Here is a 23,676-nt window from a genome sequence, read left to right as displayed (position 1 = left end):
TCCCTAAGCCAAGGCTTCAATCACCTTGGCATCCAGCCCCTCCCGCCCATGGGCCTGCACCCACTCCCCCAGCTGCCGGCGCATCGCCGGGGTCCAGAAGCTGTTCAGGTGCTGGCGCACCCCCTGCACCGCCAGCGCCCGGTCCGGCTCGCTGTCGAAGTAGTGGGCGATCTGGTTGGCCATCTTGACCAGGTTGTCGCTGCTCATCGGCGCACCTCGGCTTTTTCCGTTGTGCGGCGCTCCTTGAGCAGGCGCCGCTGTTGATCACTGAAGTCCTGGTAGCGCTTCTGCCATTCCGAGGGGTGGAAAACCTTCACCACCTCCACCGCCGTGACCTTGTATTCCGGGCAGTTGGTGGCCCAGTCGGAATTGTCGGTGGTGATCACGTTGGCGCCCGACTCGGGGAAGTGGAAGGTGGTGTACACCACCCCCGGTGCCACCCGCGCGCTGACCTTGGCGCGCAGCACGGTCTGCCCGGCGCGGCTGCCGATGCCGACCCAGTCGCCCTCGCGGATGCCACGGCTTTCGGCGTCGCTGGGGTGGATTTCCAGGCGGTCGGCGTCGTGCCAGGCGGTGTTGCCGGTGCGCCGGGTCTGGGCGCCGACGTTGTACTGGCTGAGGATGCGCCCGGTGGTCAGCAGCAACGGGAAGCGGCTGTTGACCTTCTCGTCGGTGGGCACGTAGCCGGTGAGCATGAAGCGCCCCTTGCCGCGCACGAACTGCTCGATGTGCATGGTCGGCGTACCATCGGGAGCTGCGTCGTTGCACGGCCACTGCAGGCTGCCGTGGCGGTCGATCTCGGCGTAGCTGACCCGGCGGAAGGTCGGTGTCAGGCGGGCGATCTCGTCCATGATCTCGCCGGGGTGGCGGTAGTTCATCGGGTAGCCAAGGGCATTGGCCAGGGCCACGGTGGCCTCCCAGTCGGCCTTGCCGGCCAGCGGTTCCATGACCTTGCGCACCCGCGAAATGCGCCGCTCGGCGTTGGTGAAGGTACCGTCCTTCTCGAGGAACGAGCTGCCCGGCAGGAACACGTGGGCGAACTTGGCGGTTTCGTTGAGGAAGATGTCCTGCACCACCACGCACTCCATCGCCCGCAGGGCGGCGGTGACGTGCTGGGTGTTGGGGTCGCTCTGGGCGATGTCCTCGCCCTGGCAGTACAGCGCCTTGAAACTGCCGTCCAGCGCGGCCTCGAACATGTTGGGGATCCGCAGGCCCGGGTCGGGCTGCAGGGTCACGCCCCAGGCCTGCTCGAACTCGGCGCGCACCCCTTCGTTGGAAATGTGCCGGTAGCCGGGCAGTTCGTGGGGGAACGAGCCCATGTCGCACGAACCCTGCACGTTGTTCTGCCCGCGCAGCGGGTTCACCCCGACCCCTTCGCGGCCGATGTTGCCGGTGGCCATGGCCAGGTTGGCGATGCCCATCACCGCGGTGCTGCCCTGGCTGTGCTCGGTCACCCCCAGGCCGTAGTAGATGGCCGCGTTGCCGCCGGTGGCATACAGCCGGGCGGCCTCGCGGATCTGCTCGGCGGGCACGCCGCAGACAGGCCCCAGCTGTTCCGGAGCGTTTTCCGGCAGGCTGACGAATTCGCGCCAGCGGGCGAAGTCCTCGGTTTCGCAGCGGGCGTCGATGAAGCGCTGGGCCAGCAGGCCCTCGCTGACGATCACATGGGCCAGGGCATTGAGCATGGCCACGTTGGTGCCCGGGCGCAGTTGCAGGTGCAGTTCGGCGCGGGCGTGGGGCGAGTCGACCAGGTCGATGCGCCGCGGGTCGATGACGATCAGCCGCGCGCCCTGGCGCAGGCGGCGCTTGAGCTGCGAGCCGAACACCGGGTGGGCGTCGGTGGGGTTGGCACCGATCACCAGGACCACGTCGGCCTGCATCACCGAATCGAAGCTCTGGGTGCCGGCGGACTCGCCCAGGGTCTGCTTCAGGCCATAGCCGGTGGGCGAATGGCAGACCCGCGCGCAGGTGTCGACGTTGTTGTTGCCGAACGCCGTGCGCACCAGTTTCTGCACCAGGTAGGCTTCTTCGTTGGTGCAGCGGCTGGAGGTGATGCCGCCGATGGAATCGCGCCCGTACTTGAGCTGGATGCGCCGGAACTCGCTGGCGGCATAGGCCACCGCCTCGTCCCAGCTGACTTCCTGCCACGGGTCTTCCAGGCGTTTGCGGATCATCGGTTTGGTGATGCGGTCCGGGTGCGTCGCGTAGCCCCAGGCGAAGCGGCCCTTGACGCAGGCGTGGCCGTGGTTGGCGCCGCCGTTCTTGTCCGGGACCATGCGCACCAGCTGGTCGCCCTTCATCTCGGCGCGGAACGAGCAGCCGACGCCGCAGTAGGCGCAGGTGGTGATCACCGCACGCTCGGGTTGGCCCAGCTGGACCAGGCTCTTCTCGGTCAGGGTCGCGGTCGGGCAGGCCTGCACGCAGGCGCCGCACGACACGCATTCGGAGGCGAGGAAGTTGTCGCCCCCCGCCGCCGCCACCCGCGAGTCGAAGCCACGCCCGGTGATGGTCAGGGCAAAGGTGCCCTGGATGTCTTCGCAGGCGCGCACGCAGCGGCTGCAGACGATGCACTTGCTCGGCTCGTAGTCGAAGTACGGGTTGGAGGTGTCCTTCTTCTCGGCCAGGTGGTTGGCACCGTCATAGCCGTAGCGCACCTCGCGCAGGCCGACCTGGCCGGCGACGGTCTGCAGCTCGCAATTGCCGTTGGCCGAGCAGGTCAGGCAGTCCAGCGGGTGGTCGGAGATGTACAGTTCCATCACGTTGCGCCGCAGGTCGGCCAGGCGCGGGGTCTGCGTGCGCACCACCATGCCTTCGCTGACCGGCGTGGTGCAGGAGGCCGGATAACCGCGCATGCCGTCGATCTCGACCATGCACATGCGGCACGAGCCGAAGGCTTCCAGGCTGTCGGTGGCGCAGAGTTTGGGGATGCTGGTGCCGAGCATGGCGGCGGCGCGCATCACCGAAGTGCCGGCCGGCACGCTGATGCTGCGGCCATCGATGCTCAGGCTGACCTGCACGTCGCTGTCACGGGCTGGCGTGCCCAGGTCTGTTTCAGGGTCGAAGTAATTGATCACTTGGCGGCCTCCGCAGTGGTCAGCCCGAAATCGGCGGGGAAGTACTTGAGGGCGCTGGCCACCGGGTAGGCGGTCATGCCGCCCATGGCGCACAGCGAGCCGTACTGCATGGTGTCGCACAGGTCGCGCAGCAGCAGCGCCTGGTCGTGGCGCTCGGTGAAGTCGCTGCTGGCGATCAGCCGGTCGACCACCTCCATGCCGCGGGTCGAGCCGATCCGGCACGGGGTGCACTTGCCGCAGGATTCCTCGGCGCAGAACTGCAGGGCGAAACGCGCCATGCTGGCCATGTTCAGGGTGTCGTCGGCCACCACCACGCCGCCGTGGCCAAGCATCGCGCCCATGGCGGCGAAGGCCTCGTAGTCCAGCGGCGTGTCGAAGTGGCTGGGCGGCACCCAGGCACCGAGCGGCCCGCCGACCTGGGCGGCCTTGAGCGGCCGACCGCTGGCGGTGCCGCCGCCGTACTCCTCCACCAGCTCGCGCAGGGTCAGGCCGAAAGCGCGTTCGACCAGGCCACCGTGGCGGATGTTGCCGGCCAGCTGGAACGGCATGGTGCCCAGCGAGCGGCCCATGCCGAAGTCGCGGTAAAACGCCGCGCCGCGGGCCAGGATGATCGGCACCGAGGCCAGGGTGAGCACGTTGTGCACCAGCGTCGGCAGGCCGAACAGGCCTTGCAGGGCCGGCAGCGGCGGCTTGGCGCGGACGATGCCGCGCTTGCCTTCGAGGGATTCGAGCAGCGCGGTTTCCTCGCCGCAGATATAGGCGCCGGCGCCGACCCGCACTTCCAGGTCGAAGGGCCGGCCGCTGCCGGCCACATCGCGGCCGAGGTAGCCGGCGACCCGGGCGATGGCGAATGCCTGGTCGAGCACACGGATCGCGTCGGGGTACTCCGAGCGCACATAGATGTAGCCTTTGTCGGCGCCCACGGCGAGGCCGGCAATGATCATGCCTTCGATCAGCAGGAAGGGGTCGCCTTCCATCAGCATGCGGTCGGCGAAGGTGCCGGAGTCGCCTTCGTCGGCGTTGCACACCACGTACTTCTGCCCTGCCCCGGCGTCACGCACGGTGCGCCACTTGATCCCCGCCGGGAACGCAGCGCCGCCACGGCCACGCAAGCCGGAATCGAGTACCGCAGCGACCACGGCAGCACCGTCCATCGCCACCGCGCTCTCCAGGCCCTTGAAGCCGCCATGGGCGCGGTAGTCGTCCAGCGACAGTGGCCGGGTAATGCCGGCGCGGGCGAACAGCAGGCGTTGCTGGGTCTTCAGGTAAGGGATCTGCTCGACCGCACCGAGCGCCAGCGAGTGGCCGCCGGGCTCGCCGGCCAGGGCGTCGAGCAGCGACGGCACGTCTTGCGCGCTGACCGGGCCGAAGCCCTGGCGCCCTTGGCCGCTGTCGCATTCCACCAGCGGCTCCAGCCAGTACAGGCCGCGCGAGCTGGTGCGTTGGATTTCGATCGGCAGCTGGCGGCGCTCGGCCTCCCGCTGCAAGGCCTCCGCCACCTGCTCGGCACCCACCGCGCGGGCCACCGAATCTGCCGGGATGAACACCTTCAGCATGCTTGATCCTCCAGGCAACCGTTCACCAGCGCCCGCAGGCGCTCGGGGGTGAGGCGTGCGTGCAACTGGCCGTCCAGCTCCAGGGCGGGCGAGCAGGCACAGGCGCCCAGGCAGTACACCGGGCGCAGGCTGATGGCACCGTCGGCGCTGGTGCCGTGATCGTCCAGCGCCAGCTGCTCGCGCAACTGCGCGGCCAGGGCCTCGCTGCCACGGCTCTGGCACGACTCGGCGCGGCACAGGCGCAGGGTGTGGCGGGCTGGCGGCGAGGTGCGGAAGTCGTGGTAGAAGCTGATCACCCCGCGCACCTCGGCGAGGCTCAAGTTCAGGGCGTGGGCGATTTCGTCGACGGCGGCTTGCGGGATGAAGCCGATGGCGTCCTGCAGGGCGTGAAGAATCGGTAACAGCGCGCCGGGGGTGTCCTTTTCGCGGGCGAGGATGCTCTGGATTACGGGCAGGTGAAGCAGTTCATCAGGCATACAGCGGACCTCGGCATCACGGCCCCTGCCAGAATTATTGTGGAGGCAGGTAACCGGCGTGTTCTGCTGTGGCGTACCGGCCACGTCACGGCTGGCGTGGGCGCGGAGGCCTCCTTGCCGATGGCCGTGCGTCTGCGCGCACTGGGCTCATGGCATCTCCTAAGCATGGCACTTGTGGCGGCAAACGGTAGTGTGCGAGCGACCAAGCGCATTCTGAAACCGACCTGGGGATTTGCGTTGAATTTACGGGCCCTTTCGCGGGTAAACCCGCTCCCACAGGGACCTCACGGGTCTCAAGTGTTGTGCAGTACCTGTGGGAGCGGGTTTACCCGCGAAAGGGCCCTTCAGCCAAGCACCACATGCGGCAAAAACCTGGAACTGTCCTTGGTGATCAACGAATCATCCTCACGAATGCCAATCCCCGATGCCCGGTCCCCCACCACCCAGGACCCAATCAAGGTATAGCTGTCGCCAAACCTGGGCAGCGGCGCAAACGCTTGCAGGATGTAAGGCGCATCGTCGTAAGGCCCATCCTCGAACACCCGCTCCCCTTCATCGGTACGGATCTCCACGTTGGCCCCCTCCCGCGAGAAGTACGGCTTGCGCACCCAGCCCTTGGGCACCGGCGCCTGCGGGTTGCCGTCGACGAACGCCGGCAACAGGTTCGGGTGGCCCTCATGCCACTCCCACAGCAACGGCAGGATGCCCTTGTTGGATATCAACGCCTTCCACGGCGGCTCGATGAACTGCGTGCCGCTACCGGCAATCGCCCGGCCGAAATCCTCGTGGAACATGTGCTCCCAGGCATGCAGCTTGAACAACCGTGGAATCGGCCGCCCCTGCACATCGACGAAGCGGCCATCGTCGCTCAGGCCGATGTCCTCCAGGTCGATGTGCCGGGTGCGGGTGCCCGCATGTTCGGCCATCTTGCGCAGGAAGTCGGTGGTGCCGCGGTCCTCCAGCGAGCCGGAGATGGTCGAGAAGTAGAACGCGCCCTGCCCCGGCAGCGCGGCGAAGGCCTGCACCAGATCCTCGGCCAGGGTGTTGAACTGGCTGGCGTCGGCTGGCAGGACGCCACGCTGGATCTGCTCTTCCAGCCAGATCAACTGGAACGCCGCCGCCTCGTACAACGAGGTCGGCGTGTCGTAGTTGGCCTCGATCAGCTTCGCCGGGCCGCTGCCGTCGTAGCTGAAATCGAAACGCCCGTAGAGGTGCGGCTGGCCCTCCAGCCAGGCACGGCGCACCAGGTCATGAAAGGCGGGCGGAATCGCCAGGCGCGTCATCAAGGCTTCGCTGTCGACGATGCGCCCGACCGCGTCCAGGCACATCGCGTGCAGTTCCTCGGTCGGCGCCAGCAGGTCCTTCACCACCTGGGCTTCGTTGAACTGGTAATAACCGCGCTCGTCCCAGTAACGCTCGCCGTCGATGGTATGAAAGGCAAAACCCTCGCGCTCCGCCGTCGCGCGCCAGTCGGGGCGCTCGGCCAGTTCGACCTTGCGCATGCCTAGCCCCCGAAGAAACTGCCAGAGCGTCCGCCCCAGCCGCTGCGGGCCGTGGCTTCGCCGCCGAAGCCGCCGCGGGTGATCGTGGCCGACTTGGCCGAGGCCGATTCCTTACGGCTCGAACCTCCGTAACCGCCGCCGCCGCCACCGCCACTAGAGCTGCTGCCGCTGCTGTTCTCTTCATCCTTCTTCGCTTGCTGGATACCCGCAACCGCGCCATAGCGCTGGCGGCTGCCGTCCCGATAGGCATACAGCGGCGCGGAGCGATAGCGCCGCTCGGCGCCGCTGCTCATCTGCGCCAGCAGCATGCCGGCGACAGCCGCCGTGGCGACGTGGCCATAGCCACCACCCTGGGCATAACCGGCGTCGAGCTGGGACTGGCTCACTTCACCGCTGGTCTGCAGCTCGAAGCCAGCCATGCGCGGCATGTAGCGCCCGCCGATGGTGATCTCGCAGCTGCCAGGGGTGAACTGCGCTTCACATTCGCGCATCGAGAAGAAGGTCGGCGCGTTGCGCTGGAACTCGACCGATGCGCGCTGGTAGGCATCGTTGCAGGCCGCCTCGGGCACCTTGTCGGCAACGCACGCGGCGACGCTGTCGTAATTGGTCTGCTGGGTGACCGTGTACACCTCTTCCTGCGGGCCGCAGGCGGTCAGCGCCAGCGGTAGCGAACCCGCCAGCACCAGCTTGACGGAGCTGCGTCTGATAGGGGATTTCATGGGCGTTCCTCGCGCGTCAGGCCGACGGGGTCATGCAGGCCGAATTGAGGAAGCCCACGCTGATCGCCACGCTGGCGGCGTAGATGGCTGCAGCCAGCTCACCCTTGGCGATACGCTTGGACAGGCCGCGCAGCACCAGGCTGGTGAGGCCGAAGGCCAGCAATTGCACCACGGCGGCGATCACCACCCAGGCGACGAAGTCGAGGATGCTGACGCTGTAGGCGATGATGTTGCTGGCCGGCAGCGAGAAGCCGATCAGCGAACCGCCCAGGGCGATGGCCGCCGCCGGGTTGTTGTCGCGGATCAGGGCGAATTCACGGTGCGGGGTGAGGCGTGTGTAGATGAACTGGAACAGCCAGAACAGCAGCAGGGCCACACTGATGTAGAGGATGAAGCCGGTCACTGCCGAGGCGTTGAGTGACAGGCGCAGGGCGTCGAGCATGGAAAGTCCTTGTCAGCTTACGTTGAAGTCCGTGGGGAACAGGGTGACACCCAGGGAGGTGGTGAAGGCGAGCGCGCCTTCGTCATCTTCCTCGAGCGAGAACAGCAGGAATTCGCGGCGGTCGAGCAGGCCGGTGTCGCGGGCGTACAGCATCGACCGGTGGCGGATGACATAGCGGTCTTGCGGGTTGGCCACCCGCTCGTGGAACCCGACCAGTTCGGCCTGCCCTGGCGCCTGGCCCCATTGGCGGGAATAGAGGTAGCCCTCGTGCTCGTAGATCGGTTGGCCGACCTTGGACTGGCTGCCGGCCAGGCGCTCCAGGTGCACCTGGTCGCGCACGGGAGTGGCGCTGTGGTAGCCGAACAGCACGATGTCGCCGGGCTGGTTGCCGTTCATCAGCACTTGCAGCCAGTAGTCCTCGTTGTCCAGGTAAAAGCGCAGCAGGCGCACTGCGTCGCCGAGGTCGACCTCGCCGCTGGCCCACACCGTTTCGCGACCGGGGACCTGCAGCTCAGCGTAACCGTCGAGCCGTGATTTCAATGAGGGGGCAGGCGTGAAAGTGCTGCCATTGCGCAGGCCGAAAGGCGGGCTGGCCCGGTGTAGAGGCGACATCGAATACTCCCTGGGGTCGCGGCTTTCCTTGCTGGGGCGACACCTTAACGGGTTTCACCGCCACGGCCAATGGCGACGGTGTGAGCATTCTTGTCGCGGGTAATACCCTGTTACTACCCCCAACGCTCGCGCCTACACAGACCGCGCAAACCTGAACCCACAGAGTATGCAGTCAGTCAGGCGACAGCTTGAGCCTGCACCGTCCCTGCCTCCAACTCCCTCACCAACGGCAACACCCGCTCACCAAAGTAAGCCACCTCCTCCTGAAAATGCAGGAACCCGGACAGGATCAAATCCACCCCCGCTGCCTTCAACGCCACGATGCGCTCGGCAATCTGCCGCGGCGTGCCGATCAGGTTGGTCTTGAAGCCATCGTTGTACTGCACCAGGTCCTCGAAGCTGGATTTGGCCCAGTTGCCCTCGCCTTCCGGGCTGGCGGACCCTGCATGCTTCACCTCATGCCCAAAGGCCTTCACCGCCTCTGGGTTGGCCTTGTCGATGATCTCCTGCAACACCGCCCGCGCCTCTTGCTCCGTGTCGCGGGCGATGATGAAGGCATTCACCCCAACCTTCACCGCATGCCCGTTGGCGGCGGCCTTGGCGCGGATATCGTCGACCTGTGCCTTGATCCCCTCCACCGTGTTGCCGTTGGTGAAATACCAGTCCGACACCCGCGCCGCCATGTCCCGCGCGGCCCGCGAGCTGCCGCCCTGGAAGATTTCCGGATGCGGTTGCTGCAGCGGCTTGGGCTTTAGGGTGTAGTTGCGAAAGCGATAGAAGTCGCCATTGAAGGTGAAGTTGTCCTCGGTCCAGATGCCCTTCAACGCGCGGATGAACTCCTCGGATCGGCGGTAGCGCTCGTCATGGTCCAGCCACGGCTCGCCGATGGCATGGAACTCGCCCTTGAACCAGCCCGACACCACGTTGATGGCGACGCGCCCGTTGGTGAACTGGTCGATGCTCGCCAGCTGCTTGGCCGCCAGCGCCGGGTTCCACGGGCCGGGCAGAATCGCGGCGATGACCTTGAGCTTCTCGGTGGCCGCCAGCAGCGCGTGGCTGATGGTGACCGACTCATGCTGGTTGTCGGCGCCGTAGCCGGCGGTGAAGCGAATCTGCGACAGGGCGTAGTCGAAGCCGGCCTGTTCGGCGATTTGCGCCAGCTTGCGGTTGTAGTTGATATCCCAGCTGGTGCGCTGCTCGATGGTGCTGACCACCAGGCCACCGCTGACGTTGGGGACCCAATAGGCGAATTTGATCGGTTGCTGGCTCATGGAGGGGCTCCTTGGCAGGACGAGAGAGGGTCCAGGGAGCGGAGCAGCAACCGTGCCAGAGCAGAAAGTATTTCCAATTCAATGAGATGCTGAGCAAGCCAGCGACCAAGCGCTGTTTTTCATTCAACAACCTGCTGAAGTATTGTTGGATCTCGAACAGCGCCTTGGCTCCGTACCACCAGGATGCCCTTCAAGGGCACGTCACGATGTTCCATACTCAATCCCCTACCTTTGCCAGGGCTGATGGCCTCTTCGCGGGTGAACCCGCTCCTACAGGTACTGTGCAGGGCTTGAGATTTGTGCGATCCCTGTGGGAGCGGGTTTACCCGCGAATGCGTCGGCACAGGCGACACAAATGATGTGTTAAGACTTTATGCATAATTCGTTAACACTATTTTCACCACTCGCCCTCTAGCGTCACAGCCTTTCCGGCAGCCCCCCTTTCAAGCTGCCGCCATGGTTCAACGAGGCACACGTGGCAAACACCGCATCCCCATCCGCGCCCAAGCGCGTGGACTGGGCCGGCCTGGGCTGGCTCCTGCTGTTCTTCTGGTATTTCTCCGGCGTCACCCAGGCGCTTCTGCTGTTCAGCGGCACCACCGGCTTCGCCGGTTTCCGCGATGCCTTCTTCCTCAGCACCCTGTGGCTGGTCCCAGTCCTGCTGGTACCCCGCTTCACCCGCGCCACCGCCGCCGTCATCGGCCTGGTGCTGTGGGGCGCCTCGCTGGTAGGCCTGAGCTACTTCGGCATCTACCGCCAGGAGTTCTCGCAAAGCGTCATCTTCGTGATGTTCGAGTCGAACACCGCCGAAGCCGGGGAATACTTCAGCCAGTACTTCAGCATCGGCCTGATGCTCGGCCTGCTGGCCTACACCGCCGGCGCCGTGTTGCTGTGGACCCGCATCCGCCCGGTCACCCTGCGCCTGCGCAGCCGCATCCCGCTGGCCGTGCTGTTGCTGGCCGCCAACCTGGTGCTGCCGTTCTACAAGCAGATGGTCACCCAGGAGCGCAACTTCGCCGATGCGGCCGAAAAAGTGCAGCAACGCATGGAACCTGCCGTGCCATGGCAACTGGTGGTCGGCTACCGCCAATACCGCCAGCAGCTAAACAACATGCAGAACCTGCTGGCGCAGAACGCGGCCCTGCCGCCGCTGCAGAATCTCCAGGACAGCAGCGGCGATGCCCCGCGCACCCTGGTGCTGGTACTGGGTGAGTCGACCACCCGCGAACACATGCACCTGTACGGCTACAACCGCGACACCACGCCGAACCTCGACGCCCTGGCCGCCGCCGACAACAGCCTGACCGTGTTCCGCAACGTGGTCACCCCACGCCCCTACACCATCGAGGTGATGCAACAGATCCTCACCTTCGGCGACGAAGAACACCCCGACCGCTTCCTCACCGAGCCGTCGCTGATGAACCTGATGAAACAGGCGGGCTACAAGACCTTCTGGATCACCAACCAGCAGACCATGACCAAGCGCAACACCATGCTCACCACCTTCTCCCAGCAGACCGACGAGCAGGTGTACCTGAACAACCAGCGCAACCAGAACGCCAGCCAGTACGACGAAGTGGTGCTGCCGCCGTTCGAGAAGGCCCTGAAAGACCCGGCGCCGAAGAAGCTGATCATCGTCCATCTGCTGGGCACGCACATGGACTACCGCTACCGGTATCCGGATGCCTACCGGCACTTCACCGACCGCAACGGCGCACCTGCCGCGCTGAGCGATGACCAGGTGGAAACCTACAACTTCTACGACAACGCCGTGCGCTACAACGACTTCGTGGTGTCGAGCCTGATCAAGCAGTACGCGGCCACCACGCCGAACGGCTTCCTGGTGTACCTGTCCGACCACGGCGAAGACGTGTACACCTCCGGCAACCACGACCGCCTGGGCCGCAACGAGGGCGCTCCGACCCGGCCGATGTACACCGTGCCGTTCCTCCTGTGGACCTCCCCGAGCTGGCAAGCGGCGCACCCGCGCGACCTGCAGAGCATGGCCAACCGCTCCTACAGCAGCGCGCACCTGATTCACACGCTGTCGGACCTGGCGGGCTTGAGCTACGACCAGTACGAGCCGGCCAAGAGCCTGGTGAACGCGCAATTCGCGCAAGCGCCACGCTGGATCGGCGACCCGTACCGCAAGGATGGGCTGCATGAGTTCGACCGGCTGCCGCAGGACAGGGCGCAGCAGGCTCAGCAGACGGCGGCCAACGACCGTAAGTAGCTTGCTGACGGATACGAACGTCTGAAGGCCGATGGCGATATCTCTGATCGCGCCCTCGGCTTTTTTGCTTGTCGGCTGCGGTGCAATACGCACAAGCGGCTTTAATTGAAATTGAAACAGCGTCTGAACGCACGGCGGGGACATACACCATGGGCGAACTCGAAACACTCAACCGCTCCCTCTTCCTGCTGATCAACGGCGGCGCTGATACGCCGCACTGGCTGGTCCTGCTCGCCATCGTGATTGCCAAGGGGCTGATTTTTCTGCTGCCCGCGTTGATGCTGGGGTTCTGGCTGTGGGGGCACCGTGGGGAACGCAGGCTGGTGCTCAAGGCGACCTTGATTACCGTGATTGCGTTGGTCGTCAATCAGGTCATCTGGGCGGTCTGGCCGCATCCACGGCCGTTCATGATCGGGTTGGGGCATAACTGGATGCTGCATGCGCCGGATTCTTCGTTCCCGAGCGATCATATGACCGTGTTTGCGTGCATGGGCTTGACCTTGCTGCTGGATGGGTTGTCCGGGTGGGGCGTGGTCATTTTGGTGACCGGGTTGAGCGTGGCCTGGGCACGGGTGTTTCTGGGGGTGCACTTTCCGCTCGATATGGTGGGGGCGGTGGTTGTTTCGTTCCTGGTTTATTCTGGGTTTTCGCCGATCTGGAGGCGATTCGGACTGCGTATCACCAACACCACGGAGCGGCTTTACCGCAGGCTGATGGCGACGCCCATTCGGGCAGGATGGGTGCGAGGCTGAGTTCATAACGACGTCCCGGTATTCAGTCCCAGAAAGCCATGACTCTCTGGGACTGAACACCTACGCAGCCATCAACTCATCAAAACGACTCAACAGGCTTCTTGGACTCAGCCACCATCTTGTTCGCCTCTAACCGAGGAAATGTAAACCGAATAACCATCCCCGCATCCGCACCTTGCCCAGTCATCACCAACTCAGCGGACCGGATATTCTCCGGTGCAGCAGCCAACGCACTGACAGCATTGGTTTGCCCTTCAGCGCTCAGCCCTTCGAGGAAGGTGTAAGTCAGGCTCCCAGACGCCAGACCGACCTGCTCAAAATTGGAAATCTTCGCCGTCAGCTCGTCTTCGCTTCTCGACTTTCTCGCAGTATCAAACACATCCAGGATGGATTTTTCATCGTTCATGGAAACCAGCGTGAACGAGTTGGAGAGCCCTGCGATAGCTTTGGCATACGCGTTCTGATCAAACGGGCTGATCAGTGAAACCATCATCAGCTTGCCACCGGAGAAGATCAGCGCGGCGGTGAATTTCTCTTCCAGGAAAGCCACATCGTCGATACACCTCGCGGTCCCACCGACGTCTTCGGAGCAGTCGTAGTAACCGGCGGCTTCAGTGAATTTTGCGAGTGGGGTCTGGTAGACGTAGTTCTTGAACAGCTTTTCTTCGGCGAAAGCCCCTTGCGCGGAGGCAAGCAAGGCGCCGGCAACGAGGATGGATGATGCAATTTTCTTGAGCATGAGGGTCCCTTCCTTACTCTGGCTGATAGCCAGATGCTATCAGCCCGTGTCATGGCTGTCTTGCTCAATCCCATACCTGATGAGACTGCACGAGCGGATGCCACTGAGCCCGAACGGACATTCCTGATAAACTATCCCACCTCCCAGCCATACCGATTCCGTACCCCGATGCCTCCAACCTCCACCACGCCCGCCTCACTCTCCCGGCGTTTTTCCGTCGCGCCGATGATGGATTGGGCTGACATTTCCTGAAGGCCGCAGATTTCCTTGCTCTCAGACAGTTAAATCTTCATCAGTACCAATTTTGTACCAATCACCACTGAGTTCAGTAAGATTTCTGTTGACAAAGGGCTATGGCTATTTGATATCAATAGAGATGGATTTGGATCCCGGTCGACCATCACATGGCAAGCATGTGTCATGTGATTATGAAACTGATAGTGTTACGCGGATATATCCAGCCACCTAAATATTTCTTTTCTCAAATTCTCATTGACTCACAGGAAGGTCTGGATGACCGCAAAAGCTAAAAACTCAAACGCAGCCAGCCTAATTAAATCCGAATCCAAAGGAGAGGGTGTGGAACCCGAAAAAACCTGCTTTGTTATGATGCCTATAGCAGACATGGATGGGTACGACGCAGGGCATTTCAGAAGAGTTTACGAGTATCTTATAAAGCCAGCGTGCACGGCCGCAGGGTATACCGCCCAGCGAGCAGACTTTGTCGCAGCAAGCAACTACATTATTATTGACATCCTTAAAAAAATCATAGAAAGCGACATAGTCATATGCGACTTAAGCGGGCGAAATCCGAACGTATTATATGAACTAGGGGTACGTCAAGCCTTCAACTTGCCTACAGTCTTAATTAAAGACTCAATTACCGCAAGAATTTTCGACATTCAAGGACTCCGCACAACAGAGTACAGCCACACTCTGCGAATTGACGACGTGCAGGAAGATATCTCAAAGATTGCCCTAGCGATCTCCGAAACTGCTGCCGCACCGAACGACATAAACTCCATGATACAGCTACTAGGCACGCAACCTGCTCAGCTACCTCATAAGATAGAGGTATCAGAAGACACGAGCCTCATTCTATCCTCACTTAGTGATATATCGAGCCGCATATCAAGGCTAGAATCCAATTCTAAAACACCAAGGATGCGAGCCATTCCTGCGATTCCGCCGGGAAAAAGGTTTTCATTTAATGATGAATACTTTGCAAAGGGCGACGAGCTTTTCATCAATGGCAATAGCATAGGACGTATGCATGACATCGAGAGCAGTGGGATTTTAGTAGAAAATAACGGCACAATTGAAGCCATAAGCTTTAGTGACCCCTCATTTCGTAGAATCACTGGAATTCCTTTCTGATTGGATCGTCAGCACCTATGATCGAGGATCACACCCTAAGATCATAGGTGCTATTTAAAATAGCTGACACGCTCTGCTTCTGAGAAAAAATTCACCTGGCATTGCGAACTGGATGCCTGCCGGAGTGACCAATAAGCTAATTAAGCAAAAAAACCGGCTACCTCGGCAAAGCTGGCTGGTCTGAGCAAGCCTAAGACAACCACAGGCTTACTTAAAATTTCGCCCCTAAGGGACTCCTCCAAGAGTTACGCGGCCACGCTCTGCTGGTGCCCCTATGAGGTGGCCCCACACTGACACAGGCATTGCCAACCCACTTGATTATGGTGATTATTACACCTACATAGCTTCCCTCAACCCCAACACAAGGATGGTACCGTGAGTATTTCATACACCACTGACGAAGTATTTGGAATCACTAGAAACCTCCCGCTTAACTATGTTGAACGGGAGGCGGTTGATCAGAAACTGCAAAAAGAGCTGCGCGCAAAGCATCACATCGTAATTTACGGAAGCTCAAAACAGGGGAAAACCTCAGTAAGAAAGCACTGCCTTACAGATGATAGTTATATCTTAGTACAATGCTCCAACAAGAGCGACATGGCAGATCTGCACGCAAACATCTTAAAGCGAGCAGGCTTTGAAATAACTCAGTCTTCAAAAAGAAGCTCATCCGGCAAACACAAAGTTATTGCAAGTGTCAAGACCGGAGTCAAAGGAGCGATTTTTGGAATTGGCGGCTCTGCTGAAGCAAGCGGTGGAGCCGAAGGTGAGACCGGCACTACTGAGGAAATCATCACTGCCCCACTGGAAATTGACATTGACGATGTAAACGACGTTATTGCAGCACTTAAATCAATCAATTTTGATAAATTAATTGTCCTGGAAGATTTCCACTACCTTCCCTACGAAACACAAAAAGACTTCTCGATAGAGCTCAAAGCATTCCACGAATTCTCAACCATTACATTCATCGTTGTTGGTGTCTGGCTCGAAGACAATAGATTGATCGTTTACAATGGCGACCTAACCGGTCGCGTTATTTCAGTCAACGCAGACCACTGGAGCAACGCTGAACTGCAGAGTGTCATAACAGACGGTGGAGTTTTATTAGGAGTCACCTTTGAAGATAGCTTTTCAAGTCAACTCATCGGATTGGCGAGAGAAAGCGTCTACGTGGTTCAAGAGGGGTGCCGTAGAGCATGCCTTGCAGCAAATATTAACGAGACGCAGCAATCCCCTACTGCAATAGGCGCCGGTTTAGATGTTGACGCCTTAGTTAAAAGTATCGTAGATCAACAGTCCGCGCGCTACGACAGTTTCTTAACCAATTTCGCGGATGGCTTCCAGGACACTGACCTACAAATGTATAGATGGCTCCTCTATACAATCCTGTCTACTCCTGTAGAAAAACTTGAAAGCGGTTTGCGCTACAGGGACATTAAAACAATCCTCTCGGAAAAACACCCTCGCAAAGCGGACCTCAACGCTGGCAATATCATACAGGCTTTGCAATCAAGTGCGTCACTTCAGGTAAAGAAAAATATTATGCCAATTATTATCGACTACGACCAATCCAGCAAAAATCTTCACGTTGTCGATAAGGGCTTTCTTATCTGGTTGCAGCACCAGGATTTGAGCGAACTCCTCAGCGATATTGGTGTACCATAAAATTACAATACTCCTCCGGAGTATCGTCTGAAATTCGCCCAAACTCCATATACATTGGGATGAACGGTTTTGTATATGCTGGTACCGCACCTCAAAGGTTAATGTAGGCTTAGTATGGTCTACGACTGCGCCACTTCAGGTCGCGGATACAGTCCACAGCTGGTCGACCCGCGTGGTATAGGACTGACTCATCATTTCCCGGCGCATCCCCCAATCGGGGATGCGGGGGACGCTACCGGCCCGCACCGTTCCTCTACCATACCGGTCGTTGATCTCATCAAGCGCTGACATCAGCCGTCCACTGGCCACAGGTTGCGTCACCGCGAACAAATCGTCAGTGAACTCGCCGGGCTGCCGCAGATCGAGCAATAGTACCTCGGCTTTGCTGTACCGATAGCCGGCCTGGTAGACCCGCTCTACGGCCTCAGTGGCAGCCCTAGTGAGCAGCAAGGTGTCATTGGTGGGGTACGGCAGGTCGACCAGGACACCTTTCGCAAAGTGCAGCTCGTTGGGGTTGAACATGCCGGTGCGAATCGATACCCGCATGCGCTTGCACACCGAGCCCTGGACGCGCAGCTTCTCGGCTGCCCGCCCCGCGTAGGTGGCCACAGCCTGCTTGATCGGTATCAGCTCCGTCAGGCGCTTGCCGAACATCCGGCTGCAGCAGATCTCCTGCTTCGGTGGATCAGCCTCATCCAGTTCGAGGCATGGCGTGCCGGCGAGCTCACGAGCGGTCTTCTCCACCACCACGCTGAACTTGTCGCGCAACATCCTCGGATCTGCCTTGGCCAGCTCCATTGCCGTGTGGATCCCCATGGACTCCAGGTATACCGTCATCCGCCGGCCAATGCCCCACACTTCCTTCACCTCGGTGTTGCGCAGCACCCAGTCGCGCTTGAAGTCGTCAGTGATGTCGACGACACCGCCCGTCTGCGCCTGCAAACGCTTCGCGGTGTGATTGGCGAGCTTCGCCAGGGTCTTGGTGCGGGCAATCCCAACACCAACTGGGATACCTGTACAACGCAGCACCTTGGCGCGTATATCCCGGCCGAACTGGGTGAGGCTGCCCGTCATGCCGGTGATATCAGCGAAGCACTCATCGATCGAATAGACCTCGGCCGCTGGCACCATCGACTCAATGAGCGACATGACCCGCTCACTCATGTCGCCATACAGCGCGTAATTCAAGGAGAACGCCACGATGCCATGCCGGCGCAGCTTCTCCTTGGCCTGGAAGTATGGCTCCCCCATCTTCACGAACGGCTTTGCATCGTACGACCGGGCAATCACGCAGCCATCGTTGTTGCTCAGCACCACGATGGGGGTCTTGGCCAGATCCGGCCGGAACACTCGCTCGCATCTCGCATAGAAAGAGTTACAGTCGATCAGCGCGAATACCTGGTCACTGGGCATGATCGCGCACGCTGTAGCGAACTACACCCCAGATGATCAGGTCGTCGCCCTCCATAACGTGTCGCGGCGGGTAGGCGGGATTTTCCGACTGCAGGATCACCACCCCGTTACGCCGGAACAGGCGCTTGCACACGGGCTCCGCGTTAATGGCAGCAATCACGATATCGCCGTGCACAGCTTCGTTGCTTCGGTCGACGATCAGTAGATCGCCGGAGTAGATGCCCGCGCCCTGCATGCTGTCGCCCTCCACCTTCACCAGGTAGACATGGGGAGCCCTCAAGTCAAAGAGCTCGTCGAGGGAGATGTGTCGCTCCAAATGATCCGCAGCCGGCGACGGAAAGCCGGCCGGCACTTGGAACGAGTACACCGGCAGCAACGTGGGTCCGCCCGTCGGCGTACCGATGAAGGAGATGGTCATGAGGAACGATCCAAATTAACTGTATATGCGTACAGTTAACTGCGAGATTCTTCCTACGTCAATGAGCACCTGCCAAGTAACTGACGGGCGCCCTCAGCGCTCAACCCCACGACAGCTACCCCAAGCCAGCAGGCTGCCAATCCATGACTATCAGTCTGTGGGCTTCCTTCACCTTGCCTCTTCCCTTAGCTAGCTGACGACAATCCACCTCCATAACCGTATCGAGCGGCCGAGGCTTCGGCGGCTCGAAGCACATGGGATCAACGCCACGGTCGCATCACCGAATGGACAAAACAGTTCTCAAAACAGAATCCCTAACTGAGACCGAAACCGAATGATTCATCGTAGTGCCCATCGAAGCCGCCACGAACAAACTCATCGGAAGAACAAACAAACAAACAAACAAACAAACAAACAAACCAATCACCGAACACATCAACAATTCAACACATCAACAATTCAATAGTGCCACACTTAACCTCGCATGTTCACAGGTTCAAAAGCGCAAAGACGCTTTCGCGCGTTTGCGCATTAACGAATTAACGAATTAACGCAAAAGCACCGCACTCAGGCGCTTCAGCATCGCAACGCGTTGCGCCCTAGCCTGTCCACCTCAGAGCGCGCGCACAACTTCAAACAAGTATTGACGAAATTAAAATTCGCCGTTTAAATCTCCTCCATCTGTTCCCCCCTGCACTCGCATTCAAGCCGAGCGGGCAAACTCACCCTGGAGAAAGTTGTGCTCACCATCAATCTGATCATCACCCTTTTCATTGAAATTGTGCGCTTGCTCCAATTCATGCAATTAGAAAAGCTGCTGCAGCTCTGACGGCTGCCAGTTCATGATGACAAGCTCGCCGGTCACCTCCGCCTTGCTCTGGCGCTGGTTCGTGTTGGTGTAGCGGATATCCAGGCACTCGAAGTGGAAGCCGTCGAAGGCGCGCCGGATTTCCGGGTGGTCGTTGATGCTGACCATCACCCTGCCCTTGCAGCGGCGCATGAAGTTGGCCATGCGCTCATATTCCTCAAAGGGAAAGTCCACGCCATAGCCGGCGGTCTGCCAGTAAGGCGGGTCCATGTAGAAGAAGGTGTGCGCTCGATCGTAGCGCTCCGCGCAGGCGAGCCAGGAGAGGTTCTCGACGTAGGTGCCGGCGAGGCGCTGCCACGCAGCAGAGAGGTTCTCCTCAATGCGTAGCAGGTTGATGGCCGGCCCGGTGGTGGCGGTACCGAACGTCTGCCCGGTGACCTTGCCGCCGAAGGCATGCTGCTGCAGGTAGAAGAACCGGGCGGCGCGCTGGATGTCGGTGAGGGTCTCGGGCCGAGTCATCTTCTGCCACTCGAAGATCTGCCGGGAGCTGAGCGCCCATTTGAACTCCTCCAGGTGGTTCTGCACAACGCGGTAGAGGGTGACCAGGTCACCGTTCAAATCGTTCAGCACCTCCACGGGGGCGGGCTGGGGACGCATGAAGTACAACGCGGCACCGCCTGCGAAGACTTCGACATAGCATTCATGAGGGGGAAAGAGGGGGATCAAGCGGTCGGCCAGGCGGCGTTTGCCACCCATCCAGGGAATGATTGGAGAGGTCATAAGTATGCAAGTCTTTACTGTATGGATAAACAGGTATTAGGCTCGCCGCGCTTTGTGCACAAGGCAGAGGCCACGGCTGGACTTGCAGGAAGGGTCTGCGGGTTCGGCGGGCCGGGCTGGATGTTGACGCATCCTCCCGGCTCGCCTCTTTTCTACTGGGTGATTTCGCGGACGTAGGCCTGGCAGGCCTGCAGCGCAATCAGTCCCCGGTCGCCTTCGTCGGTGATGGCGACAATTCGTTGAGCATGCGCTGGGTCAAGTTGGGCGCGTACGGGTCCATGTACCACGCCTCCGGTGCCGGTGGCTTCTCGCACCCCACCGTCACAACCCTGGGCGGCAAGGGTTCCGGCGTCGACAAGGACTGACAGCCGCAGATCAGCGGTAGCAAGCCTATCGCGCAGGCGAGCCTGAGCTTGTTGAGCATCGTTCAATTCCTTCCAGTGCGTTTTGGTCTGATCCTGCAGGCGAGCCTCCAGGGCGCGGCGCGCATCCTGCTGCTCTGCCAGTTGGTCAAGCGCAGCTGCAGCAGCCTCCTCACGCTCACGGGCGTACACGCGGTCCTTCTCCGCCAACCGCTTGCCGAAGTCGTCAGCCTGCTTGGCGAGCTGCGCGCCATAGGCATTCGCCTGCCACACCCAGGCTGCCCCGGCGCCTACGGAGCACGCGAGCACCAGGGCCGTAAGGGCGATCAGGCGACCGCCCCACGCGCTCACTGCAGTACCTCAAGGGCTCGTTTGTAGATGGCCAAGCGGTCATCCAGGCCGTTGGTACCACCGTTGATCCGCTTCGTGATGGCCAGCATGTCGCCCTTGTCTGCCAGGCTGTTCAGGCCCTCCTTCTGCCAGAACCAGCCGGCCGACATCGCGGCATAGACCGGCTGCTCGAGCAGCTCTGGGGTGTTGAGCAGCCGGCTGTCACCGAACAGGGCCTCGCTGCAGGCCTGGTAGTTGAACCGGCCCGTGACCTGGATCAGCCCACGACCACAGTAGAGCTGGCCGTCACCATCGGCTTCAGGCGTATTGCCCAGGCGCTGCGCGAGACGGCCGGTGTCGTACCTCGACAGGTACTTGTCGTTGCCCAGCTCACGCACGTACAGCAACTGACCCGACTCGTGTCCCACCTGGGCGAGGAACGCCGCCATGCGCAGCCGGGTGATCACGGCGAACTTGCCCATGGTGGCGTTGAGGCCAGGAACAAAAACGCCGGCTTTGCGGCCGGCGTTGGGGAGGATCTGGAGCAGCTGTTTTTCGTTTATTGGCATGTGTGACTCCTGACGCGGTCCTTCAGACCGGTTGAACATCGACCACCTTCAGTGGCTGATTGACTTTCTTCTTGCCCTTGGCCTTCGCCTTACCCTTCTTGCCGCCGTTGCACTCGACTGCGGTCGACCAGCCGGAGGCGTCGAAGGTCTGCTCGACGCTGTCGACCAGGTACTGTCCATCCAGGCAGACTTTGAAACCCTGGGCATTGATCAGGCGCTCAGCGAACAGATCGGTGCGCCCGACCATCTGCAACCGAACCCCGGCCGTGCTACGGTTGAACGCGGCCAGCTTGGCTTTGGCGGCCTGCTCTGCCGCAGTCTTGTTCGGGTAGATGTGCCGGTCGGTGTGGACCGCAGGCAGATTGCTTGGGGCGTCTTCGTTGCCCAACTCCACCACCTTCAAATCGCCGGTTTTCTTGTCCTGGTGCTGGGTCTTTACCGCCTTCTGTGAGTTGCGGTCCCCGAGGCGAAACTGCCACCGGCTGACGTCTGCCGGGGTCAGTGTGATCGCCCCGAAGGCCTTTCCGCTTGTACTCTGGCCACCCTGGCGGGGCAGCACCAGCAGCTTGCCGTCACCCACCTTGGCGGTGCAGTCATACTGCTTGGCCAGGCGGGTAATGAAGTTGAAGTCCGACTCGTTGCGCTGGTCGACGCGCGCACCTTGGTTTGCACCTAGCAGGCCGGCGACCAGCCGTTGGGGGCTTGATCTGCGAAAGCGAAACCCCTTCCCAGCTACCGTTGCGCGTTGTTCGGCCGCTACCGCGTATGTCACTGGCCTTGCCACGGATCACAATCGTCCGGGGCGGGCTAGAAACCTCAATCTCGTCCACGGTATAGCGCCCCAGTTGGGCAAGGTGATACTCGCGGTGTACCTTCGCTGTCTGGAAGTTGTGAGCCCCACCGGCAGTCGGATCCGGTTGAGGCACCGCCGGTGGGCCTAGGCCGGGCTGGAGCTGGCTCGGACATCGCGCTTGACGCGGTTCTCCTCATGCCGGGCAGCGACCTCTGCCTTGCTTGGATCGGCGGAGTCGGCCAGCAGCAGCTCCGTCGCTTCGACGTCGACCTTGCCGTCGTCGGTCAGCATAAGGCGTTCCTGCCTGGCCAGTTTGGAAACGTAGGATTTCGACCATACGTGCCGGGCGGCGAACTCCGACTTCGTCAGGTGCGTCATGTCGAAACGTCCAGTCCACCCAATGAATTCAGGGGGCTAACCAGTTCACAGCAGCTCACTAAGCTGGTGAACCTCCCGCTAGCAAAGAACCGCGGGATCCCGGTCCCGTATCCCCAGGATCCCCGGCCCCGCCGGGCGAGTCACTGCCCAGGCTCGCCGGCCTGGGGGCGGCACCTGTTCGAGGCCCAGCCGCTTGGCGGCTCAACGCTCATAGAGACTGATCGCAACATCGGCAGCAGCCATAGCGGTCAAACAGCCGACAGCAGCGGATGCCCAAATTGAAACGCCGAGAGCGTAGAGCAACATGTTGGTCGACAGCCCACATGTGACGCAGGCACCAGAACGAAGAGCTAGCCGACGCACAAGCCCTCATCCGCGAGCGCCTGCTTTATCGGCTTGCCACACCTCACCGGAAACTTCCCCGACTAACGACAGCACTATCACCATCCATATCGGCATTTCAGCAAGCGCGTGCTGTTCACTGGGCATTCGGTTTCACCTTTGGGCGTGATTTTGGAGAGGGTGTTTTGAGTTGAGGCAATTCAATAGCAGCCATAAGCTGTTGCTTTCCCAATCGGAGTAACGCAATGGATATGAAAATCATCTCGCTCGTAGGACTTATCCTGGCTGCACTCGGCGTGTTGATGGGGTACATCAAACTGGACAAACGAGAGGTAAAACGATTTCAGCGAATCCTCTTCCGCGGCTGGGTGCTGGTTTCGCTGGCGTTTCTGACACAAGCGTATGCTCGTGACCTGTACAAGATGGTCCAACCAGGTCAGCCGGTGAACCTAGAAACGATTGTGGTTGGACACGGCCTGATGTTCGGCCTGATCTCTTTTGCCATGATTCTTCCAATCCTCTTCTTGCACTGGCGGAATGTTGACAGGACGGAATGAACTCGTCGTAAAAACCCCGCCAGAAGGCGGGTTCTCGATACACCGACAGATCGGGGCGGCTGCACAGCACTTCAGGGCCCATACGCCACAGGGCATAGTCCACCAGCACCTGCTGGGTGATGTCGGAATCCACCTTCTCGCCCAGGTAGCTGTTCTTGATGGCGTTCAACGTGCGCCGCTTCGTCTCACCCAGCGGCCGGGCTTTCTCGGCCTCAACCAGGTAGCGGTCGATCATCTGCTTGACCGTGTGCCCTACCCGCCTTGCCCGCTCGATTGCACCAGGTTCTGCCAACTCGGGTTCCCGTCGCTTCGCCCAGGCCACCGCGGCCTGTTTGCGGGCGAACGTCTGGCTCTCTTGGTAGACTGTCACCTTATCGCGGTAGATGCGGATCTGACCTGTGTAGCTGATGGTGCCGTCGGCCTTCTTGTGGGGTCCGATCGTTGCCATGAGAATGGGTACACGTCCTGATTCGCTTGGTACATTGCACCAAGCGCTTAGTAAAAC

General features: G+C 60.9%; 20 protein-coding genes and 3 pseudogenes. 4 read left to right on the top strand and 19 right to left on the bottom strand.

Annotated features, from left to right (window positions below; genetic code table 11):
- Window positions 1-3: 3 nt before the first annotated feature.
- From ACIP21_RS02480 to sfnG, 9 genes are all read right to left on the bottom strand, one after another.
- Complete coding sequence (locus tag ACIP21_RS02480; protein ID WP_400683556.1) at window positions 4-207, bottom strand: formate dehydrogenase subunit delta; 204 nt, start codon at window positions 205-207, stop codon at window positions 4-6.
- Window positions 204-3,074, bottom strand: a complete 2,871-nt coding sequence (gene fdhF, locus ACIP21_RS02475; protein WP_400683553.1) for a formate dehydrogenase subunit alpha — start codon at window positions 3,072-3,074, stop codon at window positions 204-206. The genes ACIP21_RS02480 and fdhF overlap by 4 nt, the downstream gene beginning before the upstream one ends.
- On the bottom strand, window positions 3,071-4,630 hold the full coding sequence (locus ACIP21_RS02470; RefSeq protein ID WP_400683550.1) for a formate dehydrogenase beta subunit: 1,560 nt from the start codon (window positions 4,628-4,630) through the stop codon (window positions 3,071-3,073). Before ACIP21_RS02470 ends, fdhF begins: the two co-directional genes overlap by 4 nt.
- Window positions 4,624-5,106: a formate dehydrogenase subunit gamma gene (locus tag ACIP21_RS02465; protein ID WP_400683547.1), complete on the bottom strand. Its 483-nt coding sequence runs from the start codon at window positions 5,104-5,106 to the stop codon at window positions 4,624-4,626. Before ACIP21_RS02465 ends, ACIP21_RS02470 begins: the two co-directional genes overlap by 7 nt.
- Window positions 5,107-5,450: 344 nt before the next feature.
- Window positions 5,451-6,608 (bottom strand): glutathionylspermidine synthase family protein, encoded by a 1,158-nt coding sequence (locus tag ACIP21_RS02460; protein WP_400683544.1) that lies wholly within the window; start codon window positions 6,606-6,608, stop codon window positions 5,451-5,453.
- Window positions 6,609-6,610: 2 nt separating this feature from the next.
- Entirely contained in the window at window positions 6,611-7,327 is a 717-nt protein-coding gene (locus ACIP21_RS02455; RefSeq protein ID WP_400683542.1) for a DUF1190 domain-containing protein, read from the bottom strand.
- A 16-nt stretch (window positions 7,328-7,343) separates the two neighbouring features.
- Complete coding sequence (locus ACIP21_RS02450) at window positions 7,344-7,769, bottom strand: DUF350 domain-containing protein (RefSeq protein ID WP_400683539.1); 426 nt, start codon at window positions 7,767-7,769, stop codon at window positions 7,344-7,346.
- Window positions 7,770-7,781: 12 nt separating this feature from the next.
- Entirely contained in the window at window positions 7,782-8,381 is a 600-nt protein-coding gene (locus ACIP21_RS02445; protein WP_400683536.1) for a DUF2491 family protein, read from the bottom strand.
- Window positions 8,382-8,557: 176 nt separating this feature from the next.
- On the bottom strand, window positions 8,558-9,652 hold the full coding sequence (sfnG, locus tag ACIP21_RS02440) for a dimethylsulfone monooxygenase SfnG (protein WP_400683534.1): 1,095 nt from the start codon (window positions 9,650-9,652) through the stop codon (window positions 8,558-8,560).
- 475 nt (window positions 9,653-10,127) lie between these two features.
- Here sfnG and ACIP21_RS02435 point away from each other — a divergent pair, with 475 nt between their 5' ends.
- Both ACIP21_RS02435 and ACIP21_RS02430 read left to right on the top strand, forming a co-directional pair.
- Window positions 10,128-11,885 carry a phosphoethanolamine transferase CptA gene (locus ACIP21_RS02435; RefSeq protein ID WP_400683531.1) on the top strand — a complete coding sequence of 586 codons (1,758 nt, stop codon included), beginning with the start codon at window positions 10,128-10,130 and terminating at the stop codon, window positions 11,883-11,885.
- Window positions 11,886-12,034: 149 nt separating this feature from the next.
- The gene (locus ACIP21_RS02430) at window positions 12,035-12,637 is read left to right on the top strand and encodes a phosphatase PAP2 family protein (RefSeq protein WP_400683528.1); all 603 of its coding nucleotides are present in this window, start codon (window positions 12,035-12,037) and stop codon (window positions 12,635-12,637) included.
- A 79-nt stretch (window positions 12,638-12,716) separates the two neighbouring features.
- On the opposite strand, the gene ACIP21_RS02425 is transcribed toward ACIP21_RS02430, so the two are convergent.
- Window positions 12,717-13,376: a hypothetical protein gene (locus ACIP21_RS02425; RefSeq protein WP_400683526.1), complete on the bottom strand. Its 660-nt coding sequence runs from the start codon at window positions 13,374-13,376 to the stop codon at window positions 12,717-12,719.
- Window positions 13,377-13,889: 513 nt separating this feature from the next.
- Between ACIP21_RS02425 and ACIP21_RS02420 the strand changes: the two genes are divergently transcribed.
- Both ACIP21_RS02420 and ACIP21_RS02415 read left to right on the top strand, forming a co-directional pair.
- The gene (locus ACIP21_RS02420; RefSeq protein WP_400683523.1) at window positions 13,890-14,753 is read left to right on the top strand and encodes a hypothetical protein; all 864 of its coding nucleotides are present in this window, start codon (window positions 13,890-13,892) and stop codon (window positions 14,751-14,753) included.
- 375 nt (window positions 14,754-15,128) lie between these two features.
- Window positions 15,129-16,421: a hypothetical protein gene (locus ACIP21_RS02415; protein WP_400683520.1), complete on the top strand. Its 1,293-nt coding sequence runs from the start codon at window positions 15,129-15,131 to the stop codon at window positions 16,419-16,421.
- Window positions 16,422-16,556: 135 nt separating this feature from the next.
- Here the strand turns inward: ACIP21_RS02415 and umuC are convergent, their stop codons facing one another.
- The 9 genes and pseudogenes from umuC to ACIP21_RS02370 form a co-directional block, all read right to left on the bottom strand.
- The gene (umuC, locus tag ACIP21_RS02410) at window positions 16,557-17,834 is read right to left on the bottom strand and encodes a translesion error-prone DNA polymerase V subunit UmuC (RefSeq protein ID WP_400683517.1); all 1,278 of its coding nucleotides are present in this window, start codon (window positions 17,832-17,834) and stop codon (window positions 16,557-16,559) included.
- Window positions 17,824-18,252 (bottom strand): LexA family protein, encoded by a 429-nt coding sequence (locus ACIP21_RS02405; protein WP_400683515.1) that lies wholly within the window; start codon window positions 18,250-18,252, stop codon window positions 17,824-17,826. The genes umuC and ACIP21_RS02405 overlap by 11 nt, the downstream gene beginning before the upstream one ends.
- An 805-nt stretch (window positions 18,253-19,057) precedes the next feature.
- A complete protein-coding gene (locus ACIP21_RS02400; protein ID WP_400683512.1) occupies window positions 19,058-19,840 on the bottom strand; it encodes a DNA adenine methylase in 783 nt (260 codons plus the stop codon).
- Between the two features lie 152 nt (window positions 19,841-19,992).
- The gene (locus ACIP21_RS02395) at window positions 19,993-20,553 is read right to left on the bottom strand and encodes a lysis protein (RefSeq protein ID WP_400683509.1); all 561 of its coding nucleotides are present in this window, start codon (window positions 20,551-20,553) and stop codon (window positions 19,993-19,995) included.
- Window positions 20,550-21,101, bottom strand: a complete 552-nt coding sequence (locus ACIP21_RS02390) for a glycoside hydrolase family 19 protein (RefSeq protein ID WP_400683508.1) — start codon at window positions 21,099-21,101, stop codon at window positions 20,550-20,552. The genes ACIP21_RS02395 and ACIP21_RS02390 overlap by 4 nt, the downstream gene beginning before the upstream one ends.
- Before the next feature lie 22 nt (window positions 21,102-21,123).
- Window positions 21,124-21,961 (bottom strand): annotated as a pseudogene (locus ACIP21_RS02385) (phage late control D family protein); the annotation flags it as partial.
- Between the two features lie 77 nt (window positions 21,962-22,038).
- Window positions 22,039-22,272, bottom strand: a complete 234-nt coding sequence (locus tag ACIP21_RS02380) for a hypothetical protein (RefSeq protein ID WP_400683505.1) — start codon at window positions 22,270-22,272, stop codon at window positions 22,039-22,041.
- Between the two features lie 201 nt (window positions 22,273-22,473).
- Window positions 22,474-22,761 (bottom strand): annotated as a pseudogene (locus tag ACIP21_RS02375) (phage holin family protein).
- 480 nt (window positions 22,762-23,241) lie between these two features.
- Window positions 23,242-23,619: pseudogene (locus ACIP21_RS02370) on the bottom strand (site-specific integrase); the annotation flags it as partial.
- Window positions 23,620-23,676 lie beyond the last annotated feature (57 nt).

The sequence above is a fragment of the Pseudomonas sp. NPDC089401 genome, from assembly GCF_044749485.1.
Classification (GTDB): Bacteria; Pseudomonadota; Gammaproteobacteria; order Pseudomonadales; family Pseudomonadaceae; genus Aquipseudomonas.
This window is presented reverse-complemented; position numbering and strand designations above follow the sequence as displayed.

What these genes read in the sequence shown, in the direction of transcription:
- ACIP21_RS02480 (WP_400683556.1), bottom strand. Translation starts at nt 207, where the DNA reads ATGAGCAGCGACAACCTGGTCAAGATGGCCAACCAGATCGCCCACTAC.
- ACIP21_RS02470 (WP_400683550.1), bottom strand. Translation starts at nt 4,630, where the DNA reads ATGCTGAAGGTGTTCATCCCGGCAGATTCGGTGGCCCGCGCGGTGGGT.
- ACIP21_RS02465 (WP_400683547.1), bottom strand. Translation starts at nt 5,106, where the DNA reads ATGCCTGATGAACTGCTTCACCTGCCCGTAATCCAGAGCATCCTCGCC.
- ACIP21_RS02460 (WP_400683544.1), bottom strand. Translation starts at nt 6,608, where the DNA reads ATGCGCAAGGTCGAACTGGCCGAGCGCCCCGACTGGCGCGCGACGGCG.
- ACIP21_RS02455 (WP_400683542.1), bottom strand. Translation starts at nt 7,327, where the DNA reads ATGAAATCCCCTATCAGACGCAGCTCCGTCAAGCTGGTGCTGGCGGGT.
- ACIP21_RS02450 (WP_400683539.1), bottom strand. Translation starts at nt 7,769, where the DNA reads ATGCTCGACGCCCTGCGCCTGTCACTCAACGCCTCGGCAGTGACCGGC.
- ACIP21_RS02445 (WP_400683536.1), bottom strand. Translation starts at nt 8,381, where the DNA reads ATGTCGCCTCTACACCGGGCCAGCCCGCCTTTCGGCCTGCGCAATGGC.
- sfnG (WP_400683534.1), bottom strand. Translation starts at nt 9,652, where the DNA reads ATGAGCCAGCAACCGATCAAATTCGCCTATTGGGTCCCCAACGTCAGC.
- ACIP21_RS02430 (WP_400683528.1), top strand. Translation starts at nt 12,035, where the DNA reads ATGGGCGAACTCGAAACACTCAACCGCTCCCTCTTCCTGCTGATCAAC.
- ACIP21_RS02425 (WP_400683526.1), bottom strand. Translation starts at nt 13,376, where the DNA reads ATGCTCAAGAAAATTGCATCATCCATCCTCGTTGCCGGCGCCTTGCTT.
- ACIP21_RS02420 (WP_400683523.1), top strand. Translation starts at nt 13,890, where the DNA reads ATGACCGCAAAAGCTAAAAACTCAAACGCAGCCAGCCTAATTAAATCC.
- umuC (WP_400683517.1), bottom strand. Translation starts at nt 17,834, where the DNA reads ATGCCCAGTGACCAGGTATTCGCGCTGATCGACTGTAACTCTTTCTAT.
- ACIP21_RS02405 (WP_400683515.1), bottom strand. Translation starts at nt 18,252, where the DNA reads ATGACCATCTCCTTCATCGGTACGCCGACGGGCGGACCCACGTTGCTG.
- ACIP21_RS02400 (WP_400683512.1), bottom strand. Translation starts at nt 19,840, where the DNA reads ATGACCTCTCCAATCATTCCCTGGATGGGTGGCAAACGCCGCCTGGCC.
- ACIP21_RS02390 (WP_400683508.1), bottom strand. Translation starts at nt 21,101, where the DNA reads ATGCCAATAAACGAAAAACAGCTGCTCCAGATCCTCCCCAACGCCGGC.
- ACIP21_RS02380 (WP_400683505.1), bottom strand. Translation starts at nt 22,272, where the DNA reads ATGACGCACCTGACGAAGTCGGAGTTCGCCGCCCGGCACGTATGGTCG.